Genomic DNA, 16959 nt, shown 5'->3' with positions numbered 1-16959 from the left:
AAGGTGTCTTGCTGCAAGAACCAGCCCCCCGGTACCAGGGGCACAGGTCCTACTCGTACCTGGAGCCGCACGTGGACTACCGGGTGTTCGCGTTGGCCCCGGAGGTCGGCCGGGTGCCCGAGCACGACCTCGGGCTCACGACCGCCCAGCGTGAGCGGGTCAGCCGGCTGCTCGCCGAGAACATCGCGATCTCCTTGCACGAGCACCCGGTGATCCTGCCGGAGGACGTCCGCGAGCTCCGCGCCTACAACCGCACCGCCCGCCAGCGCACCGGTTACGAGGGCCTGGCCCGGTCCGGCCTCACGGCGGTGTTCGACAACTTCATGGCCGGGGCGTCCTGTGTGACGAGCGAGAACGGCTGGAAGTGGAACGACCTCGTCTACGCCCTCGGGATGCGGATGAGCGACCTCTACAAGCAGGACTACATCTTCCTGGCGACCTCGGTGGAGGACATCCGCGCCGCGAAGCGGGACGGCCGGTTGGCGCTCGTCGCGGGCCTGGAGTGCGCCACGCCCATCGAGAACGAGCTGGACCGGATCGACATCCTCTACGGCTTCGGCGTCCGCCAGCTCGGGATCGCGTACAGCCAGGCGAACATGCTCGGCGGTGGCCTGTCGGAGCGCAGCGACGGTGGGCTGACCCACTTCGGTCGGCGTGCGGTGGACCGGATGAACAAGCTCGGTATCGCCATCGACATCTCGCACTCCGGCGATCGGACCTCGCTGGACGTGATCGAGGCCAGTCGGGTTCCGGTGTTCATCACCCATGCCGGTGCCCGTTCGGTCTGGAACACCCCTCGGATGAAGCCGGACGAGGTGATCCGGGCCTGCGCCGAGCGGGGTGGCGTGATCGGCATCGAGGCCGCGCCCCACACCACCCTCTCGGCCGACCACCCGCACCACTCGATCGAGTCGGTGATGGACCACTTCACGTACTGCGTGGACCTGGTCGGCATCGACCACGTCACGTTCGGGCCGGACACGATGTTCGGCGACCACGTGGGGGTGCACAACACCTACGCCGGGAACTACGCGCACGACTCCGGCGAGCGGCCGGAGCACCCGCGGGTGGAGTACGTCTCCGGTGTGGAGAACCCCGGCGAGGCGTTCGGGAACATCGTCGGCTGGCTGGTGAAGCACGGCTACTCCGACGACGAGATCGCCAAGGTCGTCGGCGGCAACACCCTGCGGGTGCTCGAACAGGTCTGGTAGCACCCGCAGGGTGCGGGAGCGAGTCTGGTAGCTCCCTCCGGCCGATACACCGGTGGGGGACCGACAAACTACACTCCGTACGCCGCCAACGGCGGCGGCAGGAGCGATGAGGTGGGAGTGGATGGCTCGGCGCGAGACCGCGCTGCAGACCGCGCGCGGTCGGCTTCGGGAGCTCATCGCCAGTGAGTTCCGATCCGGGGACAAACTGCCCAACGAGCGGGAACTGGCCGAACGGCTGGAGGTCAGCCGGGCCACGGTGCGCGAGGTACTCGGCCAGCTCGCCAGCGAGGGAGTGGTGACCCGTACGTGGGGCATCGGCACCTTCGTGCACGACGGCGTCGAGCGGGTGCCCGTGTCGATCGGCGACGTCACCGCGCTGCGGGACCGGATCACCGCCTCGGGCCACCGCCCGACCCTCCAGGACGCGGCGGTCAGCCGGGCGAAGTGCCCGGCTGACTGCGCGAAGGTGCTCGGCCTGGAGCCGGACTCGCCGGTGTGGCGCGTCGACCGGCTCTTCGCCGTGGACGGGGTGGCGGCGGCCTGGATCCGGGACCACCTGCCGTTGCGCTTCGACGGGCACGACCTCGACCCGTCCGGGCTGGTCAGCATCGACCTCGACATGTTCGAGTTCCTGGCGAGCGCGACCGGCATGCCGGTCCGGCGCGCGGAGATCGAACTCGCCGCCGTGCTCGCCGACGAGGAGGCCAACGCCCGGCTCGGCGTCGCGGTGGGGCATCCGCTGGTCACCGCCACCCAGATCGGCTACGGAGCGAACGGCGCGCCGCTATTCCACGGGCACATCACCGTGCGTACCGATGTGTTGACCCTGCGGATCAGTCGCGGCGGGTGAGGCCGGGGCGGCCTCCGGACGGATCGGGCTCGGCGAGGGCCGCGGCGGTGGCGGTGCCGGTGACGCCCGCGACCGGGCCCTGGTAGAGGATCCGTCCGCCGTGCTTCCCGGGGCCGGGGCCGAGGTCGATGAGCCAGTCGGCCTGCCGGATGACGTGGAGGTTGTGCTCGATGACCACGACGGTGTGGCCGCGGTCGACCAGGGCGTCGAGGATGCCGAGCAGCGTGTCGACGTCGCGGAGGTGGAGCCCCGTGGTGGGCTCGTCGAGCACGTAGAGGGTCGGGCCGGTGGTGTCGCGGAGCTCCTTCGCGATCTTGACGCGCTGGGACTCGCCGCCGGAGAGGGTGGTCAGCGGCTGGCCGAGCCGCAGGTAGCCGAGGCCGACGTCGTCGAGGTGGCGGAGCGCCCGCGTGATCGCCGGGTCGGGTAGTCGCTGGATGGCCTCGGCGATGGTGAGGCCGTCGACGTCGGCGATGGACAGGCCGTCGACGGTGTGGCGCAGCACCTCGGGGGTGAAGCGGCGGCCCTGGCAGGTCTCGCAGACCGTCTCCTGGCCGTCCATGAAGGCCAGATCGGTGTGGACGACGCCGAGGCCGTCGCAGTCCGGGCACGCGCCGTCGGAGTTGGCGCTGAACAGGCTGGCGGGGACGCCGTTGTGGCGCGCGAACAGTTTGCGGATGGGCGCCGCGATGCCCGTGTAGGTGATGGGGCTCGACCGGCGGTTGGGGCTGACCGGCCGCTGGTCGATCACGACGGCGTCGTGCTGGGCGACGAGTTCGGCGGCGAGGCTGGACTTCCCGGAGCCGGCGACGCCGGTGAGCACGGTCAGGACGCCGGTCGGGATGTCGACGGTCACGTTGCGGAGGTTGTTGCGGGTGGCGTCGGCGACCGTGACGTGGCCGTGCGGTGCCCGGGGGCGGTCCTTGACGGGTGCGTGCCGCGCCAGGGCGGCGGCGGTGGGCGTGCCGGCGCGGCGGAGGTCGGCGAAGGCGCCCTGGAAGACGAGCCGGCCGCCCTGGTCGCCGGCGCCCGGCCCGACCTCGACGATCTGGTCGGCGACCGCCATGACCGCGGGGTCGTGCTCCACGACGAGGACGGTGTTGCCCTTGTCGCGCAGCCGTCGCAGCAGGGCGGTCATGGCGGACACGTCGTGGGGGTGGAGGCCCACGGTCGGTTCGTCGAAGATGTAGACCATCTCGACGAGGCTGCTGCCCAGGTGCTTGACGGTCTTGATCCGCTGGGACTCGCCGCCGGAGAGGGTCGTGGTGGCCCGTCCCAGGTGGAGGTAGCCGAGCCCGATCGTGACGAGGGCGTCCAGCCGGGCCTTCAGCGCGGCCACGACGGGAGCCACCGGCCGCTCGTCCACCTTCGTGACGAGGTCGGCGAGCTCGCTGATCTCCATCCGCGCCATCTCGCCGATGGTGTGGCCGAGGAGGGTGGCACTCCGGCTGGCCGCGTTGAGCCGGTCGCCGTGGCAGTCCGGGCAGACGGCGGAACGGGTGAACCGGGCGATCGTCTCCCGCTTGCGGTCGGACAGGTCGTCCGAGGTCCGCAGGTGGATGCGCTCGAACCGCTCGACGACACCCTCGTAGTCCTTCGGGAGCCGGGTGCCGAGACGCGCGGCGTGCTCCCCGCCGAACAGGAGCGCGTCCCGCTCGGCCTGCGTCCAGTCCCGCAACGGGGTGTCGGCGTCGAAGGTCCCGATGTCGGCGTACTGCGAGTACCAGTAGCCGCCGTTGCCGAAGCCCGGCAACAGGATGGCACCGTCGCGCAGCGACCGGTCCAGGTCGAGGAAACGGTCGACGGCGCTCACGATGCGCTCACCGAGCCCCGAGCACGTGGGGCACATCCCGGCGGGGTCGTTGAAGGAGAAGTGGTGGGACTCGCCGACGTGCGGCGTGCTCAGGCGGGAGAACAGGAGCCGGAGGTACGTCCACGCGTCCGTGATCGTGCCGACGGTGGAGCGGGCGTTGCCGCCGAGGCGCCGCTGGTCGATCACGACCACCGGCGAGAGACCGTCGATCTGGCCGACCTCGGGTCGGGTCCACTTCGGCAGGCGGTTGCGGGCGAACGGCGGGAAGGTCTCGTTGAGCTGGTACCCGGCCTCGGCGGCGATCGTGTCGAACACCAGCGACGACTTGCCCGAGCCGGACACGCCCACGAACACGACCAGCCGTCCGCGCGGCACGTCGACGTCGAGCGACCTCAGGTTGTTGGTCCGGGCTCCCCGGATCCGGATGTGTCGGGTGGCCATGGCCCGACGCTACGACCAGATGTGGCCGGAACCTGGCCGCGTTTCGCGGAGAATGGGGTTCATGGCCGACGTCACCCAACGGGTCCTCGCCCTGCTGGCGGTGTTGCAGACGGGCAGGGCGTTCACCGGCGACGAACTGGCGGCCCGCCTCGACGTGAGCCCGCGTACGCTCCGGCGCGACGTCGACCGGCTCCGCGGGTACGGGTACCCCGTGCAGACCCAGCCCGGGCCGGGCGGCTACTACCGGCTCTCGTCCGGAACCGCCATGCCCCCGCTGCTGCTCGAGGACGACGAGGCCATCGCCACCCTCCTGGGGCTGGCCACCCTCGCGTCCACCGGCAGCGCCAGCGAGGGGAGCCTCGACGACGCGGCCACCCGTGCCTACGGCAAGGTCGACCAGTACCTGCCCCGGCGCCTGCGCCCCCGCGCGGCGGCCCTCCGCGCCAGCCTGGAGACCGGGCCGGCGCCCGCCCCCAGCACCCGCGCCGAGACGCTGAGCACACTCGCCGACGCGATCCACCACCGGCGCACCGTGACGTTCGGCTACGCCGACGCGACGGGGCGCGCGAGCGTACGCCGGGTCGAGCCCCACCGTCAGATCCACGAGCGCCTGCGCTGGTACCTGCTCGGCTGGGACGTCGACCGGGACGACTGGCGTGTCTTCCGGCTGGACCGCATCACCGACCTCCGGGCCGGCGGCGCGACCTTCACGCCCCGGCCCCTGCCCGCCGACACGGGCGTCGACTACCTCCGCCAGGGCCTGCACCGGCACGGACAACGGGTCGTGCTGACGATCGACGCGCCGACGGCCGCCGTGGCGGACGCCTTCATCTACCAGGACGTCGAGCTCACCCCCGTCGCGCCGGACCGGACGCGGGCCGTCCTCGTGCTCGACACCTGGCAGTGGCTGCTGCTGAACCTCGCCGTCCTCGACGCCGACTTCACCGTCCACGAACCCGCCGCCTTCCGGGAGGCGTGCCGGCGGTTCGGCGCCCGGCTGGTGCGGCAGTAGCGGTCGCCGGCAACGGCCGGCGGGCCCGTCCGTTTGCCGCCGGTCACCGCGGGTAGCCACGCTTCTCCGGAAGCGGAAGGACGGGCCATGGCCGAGTTGAGTTTCTTCGACAAGGTGGCGGACCGCGCGGGCGTCCCGGAGGAGACCGCGCGGGCCTTGACCGAGGCCACGCTGCGGACGCTCGCCGAGCGGATCAGCGGCGGCGAGGCCGCGGCGCTGGCCGACCACGTGGCGCACGAGCTCCGCCCGTCGCTGGCCCTCACCGCGCCGGAGGAGCCGGAGGTCTTCGGGTACGACGAGTTCCTGCGGCGGGTCGCCGAGCGCGCCCAGGTCGGGCCGCGCCTGGCCGAGCAGGGCGCCGGAGCCGTCCTGCAGACGCTGCACCGGGTGGTCGGGCACCGGGAGTTCCGCGAGGCGCTGGCGCAGCTCCCCACGGAGATCCAGGCGCTCGCCGAGCCGGTGCCGCACGGGCCCTGACCGGGGGTGCCCACCGGCGGGGCGGACGGCTAGCCTCGCGCCATGCCGCAACCGCTGCCGGTCGCCGTCGCCCAGCCGCCCTGTGTGCCGTACGACGTGGTCGCCAACGCGCGCGCCCACGCCGCGGCGATCCGTGCCGCGGACGCGCGGGTGGTGGTCTTCCCGGAGCTGTCGCTGACCGGGTACGAACTCGACGCCCCGGTGGTGGCGACCGACGACGAGCGGCTCGCCCCCGTCGTGGCGGCCTGCGCCGACACGGGCGCCCTGGCCCTGGTGGGGGCCCCGGTCGCCGGGGCGGGGGACCGGCGGCACATCGGGATGCTCGCCGTCGACGGCGCCACCGCCCGGGTCGCGTACCGCAAGATGTGGCTGGGCGGCGCCGAGCCCGCGCATTTCGCCCCCGGCCCGGAGCCGGCCGTGGTCGAGGTCGACGGATGGCGGCTCGGCCTGGCCGTCTGCAAGGACACGGGCGTGCCACGGCATGCGGCCGACACCGCCGCCCTCGGCATCGACGCGTACGTCGCCGGCGCCGTGGACCGGCCCGAGGAGGCCGGTGTCCAGGACGAGCGGGCCCGGCGGATCGCCGCCGACCACGGGGTCTGGGTGGGGATCGCGAGCTTCGCGGGCGCGACCGGCGGCGGGTACGCCCGCACCGCCGGGCGGTCCCGGATCTGGAGCCCGCAGGGCCGGGTGGTCGTGGCGGCGGGCCCGGAGCCGGGCGCCGTCGCGCGTGCCGTCCTCGGCTGATCGGGCGTCGGGGACGGCGCCGAGCCGGACGGGTGGCTCAGGTCAGGGGCAGGGCGTCGAGCACCCGCCGCAGCGTCTGCTCGTACGCGTCGGGCGCACCGAGCCGCTGGAAGCTGCTCAACGTCACCGTGAAGCTGCCCGCGTCGGCGATGACGTACAGCTCGCCCTCGATGTCCTTCGCGGCGATGTAGCCCTTGCCGCCCTGGTCGATGTCGGTGACCTTCTGGTAGATCTGCTCGGCCTGCTGGCGCTTGTAGTCGTACGTCATCTCGCCGGCGGTGCGGGACGCGGTCGTGATGGTGAACAGGGCGACGCCGTTGCCGTCGCCGAAGCTGCAGCTGCCCTTGTCGACCATCGGCTGGCCGACCAGGTCGCCGACCTGCTCGGCGGTGAACGGGCAGGGCGGGGGAGGAGCGTCGTCCCCGCCGGCGAGGTCGCCGCCGTCCAGTGGGGCGTCGACGTCGGTGCCCGGGTCGGCGGTGGTGTCGGTGCTGTCGCAGCCGCCCAGTACGAGGGCGGCCAGGACGAGCGCGGGGACGATCATTCGGCGCACGGGTATGCCTCCGTTCTCCTGCTCGGATCGCCACCGGCGGTCGCGGGGCGCGTGCCCCGGCACGGCGGCCGAGGGTGGCGTCATCGACGCTACGGACGCGGGGCCCTGCGGGAATCGGGTGTTTCCCTAGCCTTCGAAGCTCTCCGCGCCCTCCGGACCGGAATCGTCAACCGACGGTTGACGGCCCGATATCGTCAACCTAGAGTTGACGGCATGACCGATCCTCTTCCCATCGACAACCCGGTACGCCTCGACGACCTCATCCAGGCGATCAAGAAGGCGCACAGCGAACCGCTCGACCAGCTCTCCGACGCGGTCCTGGTGGCCGACCACCTCGGCGAGGTGGCCGACCACCTGATCGGGCACTTCGTCGACCAGGCCCGGCGGGCCGGCGCCTCCTGGACGGACATCGGCAGGAGCATGGGCGTCACCAAGCAGGCGGCGCAGAAGCGCTTCGTTCCCAAGGACACGCCGCTGGACCCGCAGCAGGGCTTCAACCGCTTCACCACCCGCGCCCGCAACGTCATGGTGGCCTCGCAGAGCGAGGCGCGCGCCACCGGGCACGCCGAGATCCGCCCGGAGCACATCGTGCTGGGGCTGCTCAGCGAGCCGGAGGCGCTCGCGGCGAAGGCGATCGCGGCGCGGGGCGTCACGTTCGAACGGCTCCGCGAGGCGGCGACCGCCGCGCTGCCGGCGCCGTCACCGACCGAGCCGCCCGAACTCATCCCGTACGACGCGCAGAGCAGGAAGGCGATGGAGCTGACCTTCCGCGAGGCGCTGCGGCTGGGCCACAACTACATCGGCACCGAGCACATCCTGCTCGCCCTGCTCGAACTCGAGAACGGCGGCGGCGTGCTGGCCGACCTCGGTCTCGACAAGGCCGCTGTCGAGGCGGACCTCCTCGCGGCGCTCGACGCCGTCGTCCGGAAGCGGTCCTGAGCGGACGGTCAGGACGTGGCGGGGAAGCCGTACCGGGCGGCGTGCTCCGGGTTGGCCGGGTCGATCTGGCGGATCCCGGCGTCGGCGAGGCGCTTGTTGACCTCGTCGAGCCGCTCCCGCACCAACCGGGCCTCCTCCTCGGTCACCCGGCCCCGGTGCGGCTTCCCGGCGTGCTCGATCGTGCCGTAGTCGAGCCGCTCCGCGCCCTTGCGCGCCCGGGGCGGGCGCACCCGCTCGGCGGTCTTGAGCAGCTGCGCCATCGGCACGTCCGTCGCCATGGCGTCGAACTCGCTCGCGGTGAGCACCACCCGGCGCGGCTCGCCACCACCGTGCCGGTCGTGGATCTCCACGACCGCCACGTCCAGGGCGGCGTCGTCGATGCTCTCCACCTCGAGCGGGGTGGCCTCCAACTGCACGGGCCCGGCGACCAGATCCGGATGCTCCAGCACCACGACGCGCACCACCTCGTCGTCGTCCTGCAGCACGGTGCCGCTGAAGTCGGAGACGCGGATCGTCTTCTTGCCCATGCGCGGAGCTACTCCTGTCGTCGGCCGGATTCGGGACCAGACGACGTTACCCGACAGGTGTGCGAACACCCGGCGGTGGACGGACCCGGGTGTGTCGCCGGCCGCGTCACCGGCTGTTGAGGCCGTGCCGGGTGGACACCCCCGCGGGCAGCTTGTTCAGCTCCGCCCAGCCCAGCGTCCCGCCCGTGCCGCCGGCCGCCCGCGCGCCGCGGTAGGGCGGCTGGGCCGGGAACCGGCCCGCGGTCTCCGCCGCGCGCCAGAGTCGCTCGGTGTCCTGCTGGTACCGGTCATTCGGCTGCTTCGGCATGACGATACCGTCCCAAAGAAAGGTGTACATGTATGAAAATAGATGTGACGTGGGGCGGTGGTGGCCGGTTCCCTTTCCCGGTAAGGAATCCGTTCCGTTCCCCGCACGTCCCCTCCCGCTACCCGGCCCCGCCCCGCCGGTAACCTCCGCGGGCCGGTCACCGTCTCCCACCGGATCCGCCCGTCCCGAACGCTCCGCCCGGCGTACGGTGATCGGCGACCCGCCGGTGCGGCACCGGACGGGAACGGACCCCCGGGCGGTCGGTCCGGACCGCGTGCGGGCCCGGTCGACGGAACACGGGAGGTGGCGGCGTTGTTCGATCGGCGGCTCCGGTTGCACCTCGCCATCTGGCTGGGACAGTGGCCGGCGGGCCCGGGGCTGCACGTGGTCGGCTCCCACCGCCGTGTCCACCCCGCCTGGGACGGCCGCCGCCGGCCCGCGCTGGCCGTCGGCACGGGGCGCAGCACGGTGCTCTCCGTACCGCCCGACCGGGTGGCGGCGGTCCGGGCGCTCGCCGCCGACCTGCCGGTGGACCGCCTGATCCCGGCGTTGCCGGCCGCCGTCGGCCTGCCCGCGTGGCCCACGCACGACAGCGTCTTCCGCTGGACCCTCGCCCCGGCCCCGCTGCCGGACGTCGGCGAGTGGATCCCGCCCGGCACGCGCGGGCTGCCGTCGTGGCTGCGGCTCTTCGACCGGGAGGTGCTGGTCGTCCGCGGGCCGGACGGCCGCTACCTGGCGGGGGTGGGTGTCAAGCGGCACGACGCGTACGGGCACGAGCTGGCGGTCGGGACGGTGCCGGCGGCGCGGGGTCGCGGCCTGGCGCGCCGGTTGGTCGCCCAGGCGGCCCGGCGGGTGCTCGACGAGGGCGCCGTGCCGACGTACCTGCACAACCGGGACAACCTCGCGTCGGCCCGGGTCGCCGAGGCCGCGGGCTTCCCGGACCGGGGCTGGCGTTCCTTCGGCGTCTACCCGCCCTGACCCCGGCCGGTCGGGCGCACAGGGTGCGGACCGTGGATCCCGGGCCGGATCCACGGTCCGCAGCCTTCCCCCCAGGTCCCCGTGTGAGCGGCGGACCGGGCGGATGCCCGCGCCTCTCCCTGTGATCACGCTACGTATCCGATCGGCTCCGGGCAAGACGCCATCCACCCCGGCGGCGTGTCGAATACTGGACTTGACCTGCGACGACGCCTTCCCGTCCGCCCCGTACGGCGGGTGACGCAGCGTGCGGCGCCCCGGGCGCCGCGCCGGAGGGCGCGGACGCGCTCGGGACGACGCGACGGCCGCCCAGGGGTATGGTCGACTGCGTCGGCCATCCGCCGGTGAACGAGACGATGGTGGGGCGGGGCGATGGACGTGCAGGTGCACGACGAGGGTGTGGGAGAGGTGGTCCTGCGCCCCGTCGGCGAGATCGACATGGCCACCGTGGACGTGCTGGAGAAGGCCCTCGCCACCGCGCTCGACCGGCCCGGGCTCCGCGCCGTCGTCGTCGACCTGGCCGGTGTCGCCTTCCTCGACTCCTCCGGGGTGCGCGCCCTGGTCGACGCCGCTCTGCGGGCGCGACGCGAGGGGGTCCCGCTCCGGGTGGTCGACCCACGGCCGGTGGTGGCGCGGGTGCTGCGGATCACCGCGGTCGGCGAGTTGCTCGGGCTTCCGGCGGAGGTCCCGGTGTCCCCGGCGGCCAGCTTCCGTGGCCTGAACTAGCCGGGACGACGCGCCCGGCGGCTCACGGCTCCGCGCGGGACGCCGCCGCCCGGTTCCACTCGACCAGCAGCAGGGTCGCGTCGTCGCGCAGCGGCCCGCCCTGGTGCGCGGCGACCGCGTGGCTGAGCCGCCGCAGTGTCTCGGGGCTGGGCAGCCCCGCCGCGATGTGCCGCTCGGCGAGGTCGGCCAGGCGTGCCAGGCCGAACAGGTCCCCGGCGGGGTCGCGCGCCTCCACCACCCCGTCGGTGTGCAGGAGCAGCCGGTCACCCGGCTCCAGCCGGACGCTCGCGGTGTCCAGCCGGTCGTCGGGCAGCCCGAGCGGCAGCCGCCGGCCACCGGAGAGCGCGCGCACCGCCCGGCCACGGCGTAGGACCAACGGCGGCGGATGCCCCGCGTTGAGGTAGCGCAGCTGACCCGTGCCCGTGTCGAACTCGGCGAGGACCGCGGTGACGAAGCGGGCGTCCTGCCACTGCGCGGCGATCGCCGCGTCGACCGCCCGCGCCGTCGCGCCGAGGTCGGCGCCGCCGCGCCGGGCGGCGCGCAGAGCGGCGAGCGCCACCGACGTGGTGAGCACCGCCGGCAGGCCGTGGCCGACCCCGTCGAGGATGGCGAGCTTCACGGTGCCCGCGTCCAGGCTGTAGTCGAAGGCGTCGCCGCCCACCTCGTAGCACGGTTCGAGGATGGCGCTGATCGCCGCGTCGGGAGTGGCGAACGTGAGCGGCGGCAGGAGCTGCCAGAGCAGCTCGGCCGAGACGTCCATCGGCCGGCTCCGCCGGGCCCGGTGCAGCACGTCGCCGTACGGGCTCTTGCTGGCCACCAGGTGCCCGACGAGTCCGGCGATCAGCCGGCAGCCGTCCTGGAGCGCGCCGTCGGTGAGGTCCGCGCCGGGTGGCGGGACGACCTCCAGCAGTCCGAGGCGGTCGGTGCCGTCGACCACCGGCACCCACAGCCGGGGCGGCGGGCCGTGACTCGCGTGCACCTCGACGTGTGTGAAGGCGTGGCCGGCGAGACTCGCGTCGATCGACAGCGGCTCGGGCAGTGGCCGGCCGGGCTCGGGCAGCGGCCGGAGGTCGTACTGCTCCGCGTCGACCAGGTAGACGACGGCCGACACCCCCACCGGCCGCAGCGCGGCGTTGACCGCGGCCGAGAGCTCGTCCGGCGGCAGTCGGTGGGACCGGGACAGCAGGTCGGCCAGGGCCGCGTGCCACGGGTCGGTGGCGGTCATGCCGTCCGGTTACCCACCCTGAGCCGCCCGAAGCCGGATCCGCGCCGGACTCAGCCCGCCAGGCCGAGGGCCTCGGCGGCCGCGCGGCCGTTGGCGTGACTCGCCCCGTACGTGGTCACGAATGCCCGCACCCCGGCCGGACGCCACTGGGCCGGCCAGCCCATCTCGACCACGGTCACGGGATGCTCGGCGGCCAGCGCGGTGACCAGCTCGGGACCGCCCGGGAGCCGGTGCAGGTGGCGGCCCACCAGCACGATCGGGCGGTCCCCGGCGAGCCGGCGCAGCGTCGCGGCGTCGGTCTCGGCGGCGACCACCCGGATCTCCTCCGCGTCGGCCAGGTGCGGACCGAGTCCCCAGGGCACCCGGCCCTCGGCGATCGTCGAGGCGGCGTACAGCTGCACCACGAGGGGGCGACGGAGGTCGGTGAGCACGCCCTCGATCCGCACGGCGCGGCGCGCCGCCGCGTACCCCAGGTCGGTGCCGCCACCGGCCGGGACGCGGCTGGCGAGCCGAGCCCACGCGGCGAGCGTGGCGGCGCGGCCCGCCGCCTCCTCGACCCGGGCCCGCTCCAGGCGCCCGTCCTCCAACGCCTCGACGATGGTGGCCGCCACGTGCTCCACGAGCGGGGCGTCGACCTTCGCGCCGATGCAGAGCAGGTCCGCCCCGGCGGCGAGGGCGCGGACGGCGGCCGGCCCGACGCCACCGGCGGCGACCGAGGCGCCCTTCATCTCGAGCGCGTCCGTGATCACCGCGCCGGTGAAGCCGTACTCGGTGCGGAGCAGGTCGACCAGCACCTTCCGGCTGAACGTGGCGGGCCCCTCACCGGTCAGCGCCGGCACGCGGATGTGCGCCGTCATCACGGCCTGCGCGTTCGCGGCGACCACCGCGGCGAACGGCGGCAGGTCGCGGCGGCGCAGCACGTCGACCGGCACGTCGACGGTCGGCAGTTCGTGGTGGGAGTCGGCGACCGTCGCGCCGTGCCCCGGGAAGTGCTTGGCGCAGGCCGCGACGCCGGTGGCCTGGAGGCCGGCCACCGCGGCGGCGGAGTGCGCGGCCACCCGCACCGGGTCGGCCCCGAAGGAGCGGGTACCGATCACCGGGTTCTCGTCGGCGGTGTTGACGTCGACGGTCGGAGCGAGGTCGACGTTGATGCCGAGCCCGGCCAACTCCGCGCCGATGGCCTCGTAGACGCGCCGGGTGAGCGCCACGTCCCCGATCGCGCCGAGGGCCGCGTTGCCGGGGTACGGGCTGCCGGTGGCGTGCGCCAGGCGGGTGACGTCCCCGCCCTCCTCGTCGATGGCGATGAGGACGTCCGCCCGGCCCTCCCGGAGCGCGGCCGTGCTCGCCGCGAGCTGCGCCGGGTCGTGCACGTTGGTGCCGAACAGGGTGTGCCCGGCCAGGCCGTCGGCGACCAGTTCCACCGCCCAGTCCGGCGGGACCGGCCCCGGGTACGCGGCCAGCAGCGTGCCGAGCGCGAGCCGGCGCAGTCCTGGATCCAGCCCCACGTGATCTCCCCCTTCGGTGCCGGACGGCACGGACGTCGTACCGGTTGTCCGGCCGTCCCGGCCCTGTAGCGCTGCCGGGTCGACCGAGTACTCCCGGTCCGGGCGGCCGATACGCTACGGCTACCCGTTTGCAGGTCGGTTTACAGTTAGCAAAGTTTACTAATTCTAGAGGACGTGGCATGAGTGCGACCCGGCTGCCCGGTACCCCTCGCCTGTTGCGGGCACTCAACGACCGTGCGGCGCTGGAACTCCTCCTCGAGCAGGGCCCGCTGACCCGCGCGCGCCTCGGCGAGCTGACCGGACTGTCCAAGGTGACCGCCTCGCAGCTGGTCGAGCGCCTGGAGGAACGCGGGCTGGTCACGCGGGTCGGCGAGCAGGCCGGCGGACGGGGGCCGAACGCCCAGCTCTACGCCGTACGACCGGGAAGTGCCCATGTGGTCGGGGTGGACGTGGGCCCGGACCGGGTGGTGGCCGCCTGCGCGGACATCACCGGCGCGGTGATCGGCCGGGTGGAACAGTCCACGCGGGACACCGACGACCCGGTGGGCGTGGTGCACAACGCCGTGGTCCAGGCGGCGAGCAGCGCCCAGGCGCACCTGTCCAGCGTCCGCCGGATCGTGCTCGGCACGCCCGGCCTGGTCGACCCGGGCACGGGCGACATCACGTTCGCGTTCAACCTGCCCCGCTGGCACCGCGGCCTGCTCGCCGCCCTCCGGGACGACCTGCACACGGCGGTCGTCTTCGAGAACGACGTGAACCTCGCCGCGGTCGCCGAGGCGCAGTCCGGGGCCGCCGAGAGCGTGTCGGACTTCGTCCTGGTCTGGATCGGCGCCGGCGTCGGTCTGGCGATCATGCTCGGCGGCCGGCTGCACCACGGCAGCAGCGGCGCCGCCGGCGAGATCGGCTACCTGCCGGTGCCCGGCGCGCCCATCCCGCGCGACGTGTCCCGCCGGGCCAAGCCGGCGTTCCAGCAGTTGGTCGGCGCGGACGCGGTCTGCGCCCTGGCCGCCGAGCACGGGTTCCCGGCCGGGAACGCCGCCGACGCCGTGCGCGCCGCCATCGAGGCCGGCTCCACGGGTGGGCCGGTGCTCGACGAGCTGGCCCGCCGGCTGGCGCTCGGCGTGGCCAGCACGTGCGTGGTGCTCGACCCGCCGCTGGTCGTGCTCGCGGGCGAGGTGGGCCACGCCGGCGGTACGGCGCTCGCGGAGCGGGTGCAGCACGAGGTCGCCGCGATCACGCTGGTGCGGCCCCGGGTGGTGCCGACCGGGCTGACCGAGGAACCGATCCTGCGGGGCGCGCTGCGCATCGCGCTGGAGGCCGTCCGCGACGAGGTCTTCGGCTCGACCGTGGGCTGACCGGCCCGGCGGCCGCGCCACGCCGGGCTGCGACCGCCTCGCGCCGGGCTGCGACCGCCTCGCGCCGGGCTGGGGTGGCCGCCCTCCGGGCTGCGGCCGACCCGCGCCGGACCGCGGCCGGCGTGCGCCGGCATGCCGCTCCGGGGCCCGGCGCGGACCCGCCCCCGAGGATCGGGTCGCGCCGGGCTCCGTCATGTGAAGGAATTCTTCACGACGGGTTGTGCGACTGCAAGGTGTTGCCCTGACCGGGCGGCGGCTCAGATGAGGTCCCGCCGGCGGAACGCGACGAACGCCGCCACGCCCAGCACCGCCGTGAGGGCGAGCAGCACCGCCAGCGCCGGCCCCCAGGTCAGCGTGTAGAACCCGTCGCAGAAGCCCGCGCCCGAATCCCCGCAGGCCTGCCCGTCCCAGAACTCGGCCCGCCCGGTGAGCCAGGCGCCGACGTGGCTGGAGAGCATGAACCGGTCCGGGCGGGGCGCGTCGACGATCTCCAGGACCAGGCGCGCGCCGAGTTCCCACACCACGGCGTACGCGGCCACCGTGCCGAGCGCGGCCGACGTGTGGCGGCCCAGCGTGGCCAGCGCGAACCCGAGGGCGGTGGCGAGCAGCACCAGCACCAGGCCGCGACCGTGGACGGCGCCGAGCCCGCGCCAGAACTCCCCGTCGAGCCGGCCCGGGAACCCGGCCGCCTGACCGATGAGCCAGAACGCGGCGAGGTACGCCGCCGAGGCGAGCAGCGACAGGCCCAGGACCGCGCCGAGCAGGGTGCCCAGTTTCGTGCCGAGCACGGCCAACCGCTGTGGCCGCCAGAGCAGCAGGTTCACCACGCCGCCGGAGTTGAGGTCGGCGCCGATGTAGGAGGCGCCCACCAGGAACCCGAACAGCACGAGGAACGCCACGAGGAAGTAGAGCAGCGGCCGGGCCTGCTGGGCGAAGACGAACACGCCGGGGAGGAAGTCGGTCGCCACCGGCAGCCGTTCCTGGCGTACCGGGTCGAGTTCGTTGCAGTCGACCGGGAAGTACTCCTCCTCCGCCTCGGGCGGCAGGTTCCCGTTCACGCGGTCCACGCACCGCTGGTACATCTCGTCCATGTGGCGCCGGGCCTCGGCCGCGTTGGCGCGGGCGTCGGACAGCTCCTGCACGGTGGGCCGGTGCGAGCCGGCGAGGGTGGTGGCCGCCGTGACGCCGAACGCCAGCACCAGCAGCACGAGCATGAGCTGGACGAACCGGCGGGCGCCCAGCCGTTCCAGCTCGGCACGGACCAGGTTCACGCGTCCCCTCCTCTGTCACGGCCGACCCGGACGTCCAGGTCGATCAGCCCCTCCGACGCCCCGTGCGCCGGTTCCGCGCCGTCGACCTGCCGGGGCAGCGCCGGGTGGGCGCCCTCGCCGGTCAGTTCGAGGAACGCGCTCTCCAGGTCCGGCCGCAACGGCGTCAGCTCCTGCACCCACAACCCCTGCTCGCCGAGCACACGGCTGACCACGGTGGGGTCGCTCACCTGGCCGACCACCAGGTGGTCGGCGTACGCGCGCACCGGCAGCCCGGCCGCGCGCAGCAGGTCCGCGGCGCGTCCCGGCTCGGCCACCCGCACCCGGAACTCGTGCTGGTCGAAGCCCGCGAGCACCTCGTCGACGCGGCCCGTGGCGACCCGCCGGCCGCGCGAGATGATCGTGACGTGGTCGCAGATCAGCTGGATCTCGCCGAGGATGTGGCTGGAGACCAGCACCGTCACCCCGGCGGCCGCCAGCGACCGCATGAGGTCCCGCATCTCCCGGATGCCGGCCGGGTCGAGACCGTTGGCCGGCTCGTCGAGGATGAGCAGTTCCGGGCCCTTGAGCAACGCCGACGCGACGGCCAGTCGCTGCTTCATGCCGAGCGAGTACCCCTTCACCCGCTCGTGCCCCCGGTCACGCAGGCCCACCTGTTCGAGCACCTCGTCCACCCGGCTCACCGGCACGCCGCCCGCCACGGCGAGCAGGCGCAGTGTGCGGTGGGCGGTGAAGTTGCCGAAGAACTGCGGGCTCTCCACGATGGCCCCGACCCGCCCGGCCACCTCCGGCAGGTGGGTGGGCGACGGGGCGCCGAGGACGCTCATCCGCCCGCCGTCGGCCCGGACCAACCCGAGCAGGGCCCGCAGGGTGGTCGTCTTGCCCGACCCGTTCGGCCCGAGGAAGCCGTGCACCTGCCCCGCGCCGACCACCAGGTCGAACCCGTCGACGGCGACCCTGCGACCGTGCCGCAGGCTGTGGAAGGTCTTGCGCAGACCCTCGATCTCGATGGCCGCGGTCATCCGCGC

General features: G+C 74.1%; 17 protein-coding genes. 9 read left to right on the top strand and 8 right to left on the bottom strand.

Going from position 1 to position 16959, the window contains the following annotated elements; genetic code table 11:
• Positions 1-8: 8 nt before the first annotated feature.
• Complete coding sequence (locus tag OG994_RS18575) at positions 9-1211, top strand: dipeptidase (RefSeq protein WP_204985184.1); 1203 nt, start codon at positions 9-11, stop codon at positions 1209-1211.
• A gap of 121 nt (positions 1212-1332) precedes the next feature.
• Positions 1333-2061 (top strand): GntR family transcriptional regulator, encoded by a 729-nt coding sequence (locus OG994_RS18570; RefSeq protein ID WP_158610094.1) that lies wholly within the window; start codon positions 1333-1335, stop codon positions 2059-2061.
• Here the strand turns inward: OG994_RS18570 and OG994_RS18565 are convergent.
• A complete protein-coding gene (locus OG994_RS18565; RefSeq protein WP_120328627.1) occupies positions 2045-4315 on the bottom strand; it encodes an ATP-binding cassette domain-containing protein in 2271 nt (756 codons plus the stop codon). The two genes, OG994_RS18570 and OG994_RS18565, sit on opposite strands and share 17 nt — an antisense overlap.
• Before the next feature lie 61 nt (positions 4316-4376).
• On the opposite strand from OG994_RS18565, the gene OG994_RS18560 reads away from it, so the two are divergent.
• From OG994_RS18560 to OG994_RS18550, 3 genes are all read left to right on the top strand, one after another.
• A complete protein-coding gene (locus OG994_RS18560) occupies positions 4377-5327 on the top strand; it encodes a helix-turn-helix transcriptional regulator (protein ID WP_328850443.1) in 951 nt (316 codons plus the stop codon).
• Positions 5328-5414: 87 nt separating this feature from the next.
• Positions 5415-5804: a DUF2267 domain-containing protein gene (locus OG994_RS18555; protein WP_120328626.1), complete on the top strand. Its 390-nt coding sequence runs from the start codon at positions 5415-5417 to the stop codon at positions 5802-5804.
• A 42-nt stretch (positions 5805-5846) separates the two neighbouring features.
• Positions 5847-6551 carry a carbon-nitrogen hydrolase family protein gene (locus tag OG994_RS18550; RefSeq protein WP_328850442.1) on the top strand — a complete coding sequence of 235 codons (705 nt, stop codon included), beginning with the start codon at positions 5847-5849 and terminating at the stop codon, positions 6549-6551.
• Between the two features lie 37 nt (positions 6552-6588).
• Here OG994_RS18550 and OG994_RS18545 read toward each other — a convergent pair whose 3' ends face one another.
• Positions 6589-7104, bottom strand: a complete 516-nt coding sequence (locus tag OG994_RS18545; RefSeq protein WP_396843477.1) for a hypothetical protein — start codon at positions 7102-7104, stop codon at positions 6589-6591.
• A gap of 213 nt (positions 7105-7317) precedes the next feature.
• On the opposite strand from OG994_RS18545, the gene OG994_RS18540 reads away from it, so the two are divergent.
• A complete protein-coding gene (locus tag OG994_RS18540) occupies positions 7318-8043 on the top strand; it encodes a Clp protease N-terminal domain-containing protein (protein ID WP_120328623.1) in 726 nt (241 codons plus the stop codon).
• Positions 8044-8051: 8 nt separating this feature from the next.
• Here the strand turns inward: OG994_RS18540 and OG994_RS18535 are convergent, their stop codons facing one another.
• Positions 8052-8570, bottom strand: a complete 519-nt coding sequence (locus OG994_RS18535; protein ID WP_120328622.1) for a hypothetical protein — start codon at positions 8568-8570, stop codon at positions 8052-8054.
• Between the two features lie 106 nt (positions 8571-8676).
• A complete protein-coding gene (locus tag OG994_RS18530) occupies positions 8677-8877 on the bottom strand; it encodes a DNA repair protein (RefSeq protein ID WP_120328621.1) in 201 nt (66 codons plus the stop codon).
• Positions 8878-9189: 312 nt separating this feature from the next.
• Between OG994_RS18530 and OG994_RS18525 the strand changes: the two genes are divergently transcribed.
• Together OG994_RS18525 and OG994_RS18520 are read left to right on the top strand one after the other, a co-directional pair.
• On the top strand, positions 9190-9855 hold the full coding sequence (locus tag OG994_RS18525) for a GNAT family N-acetyltransferase (protein ID WP_120328659.1): 666 nt from the start codon (positions 9190-9192) through the stop codon (positions 9853-9855).
• A gap of 369 nt (positions 9856-10224) precedes the next feature.
• Positions 10225-10578, top strand: coding sequence for an STAS domain-containing protein (locus OG994_RS18520; RefSeq protein WP_120328620.1), 354 nt, complete (start codon positions 10225-10227; stop codon positions 10576-10578).
• Between the two features lie 22 nt (positions 10579-10600).
• Here OG994_RS18520 and OG994_RS18515 read toward each other — a convergent pair whose 3' ends face one another.
• Both OG994_RS18515 and OG994_RS18510 read right to left on the bottom strand, forming a co-directional pair.
• The gene (locus OG994_RS18515) at positions 10601-11803 is read right to left on the bottom strand and encodes a PP2C family protein-serine/threonine phosphatase (protein ID WP_328850441.1); all 1203 of its coding nucleotides are present in this window, start codon (positions 11801-11803) and stop codon (positions 10601-10603) included.
• A gap of 50 nt (positions 11804-11853) precedes the next feature.
• On the bottom strand, positions 11854-13308 hold the full coding sequence (locus tag OG994_RS18510; protein ID WP_120328618.1) for a glycoside hydrolase family 3 N-terminal domain-containing protein: 1455 nt from the start codon (positions 13306-13308) through the stop codon (positions 11854-11856).
• A 179-nt stretch (positions 13309-13487) separates the two neighbouring features.
• Between OG994_RS18510 and OG994_RS18505 the strand changes: the two genes are divergently transcribed.
• Positions 13488-14663, top strand: coding sequence for an ROK family transcriptional regulator (locus OG994_RS18505; protein WP_328850440.1), 1176 nt, complete (start codon positions 13488-13490; stop codon positions 14661-14663).
• A gap of 257 nt (positions 14664-14920) precedes the next feature.
• Here the strand turns inward: OG994_RS18505 and OG994_RS18500 are convergent, their stop codons facing one another.
• Both OG994_RS18500 and OG994_RS18495 read right to left on the bottom strand, forming a co-directional pair.
• On the bottom strand, positions 14921-15934 hold the full coding sequence (locus OG994_RS18500; protein WP_328850439.1) for an ABC transporter permease subunit: 1014 nt from the start codon (positions 15932-15934) through the stop codon (positions 14921-14923).
• The gene (locus OG994_RS18495; protein WP_328850438.1) at positions 15931-16953 is read right to left on the bottom strand and encodes an ABC transporter ATP-binding protein; all 1023 of its coding nucleotides are present in this window, start codon (positions 16951-16953) and stop codon (positions 15931-15933) included. Before OG994_RS18495 ends, OG994_RS18500 begins: the two co-directional genes overlap by 4 nt.
• Between the last annotated feature and the right edge of the window lie 6 nt (positions 16954-16959).

Source organism: Micromonospora globbae (assembly GCF_036184225.1).
Classification (GTDB): Bacteria; Actinomycetota; Actinomycetes; order Mycobacteriales; family Micromonosporaceae; genus Micromonospora; species Micromonospora globbae.
The sequence above is the reverse complement of the archived record's forward strand: the minus strand, read 5'-3'. Positions and strand labels throughout refer to the sequence as shown.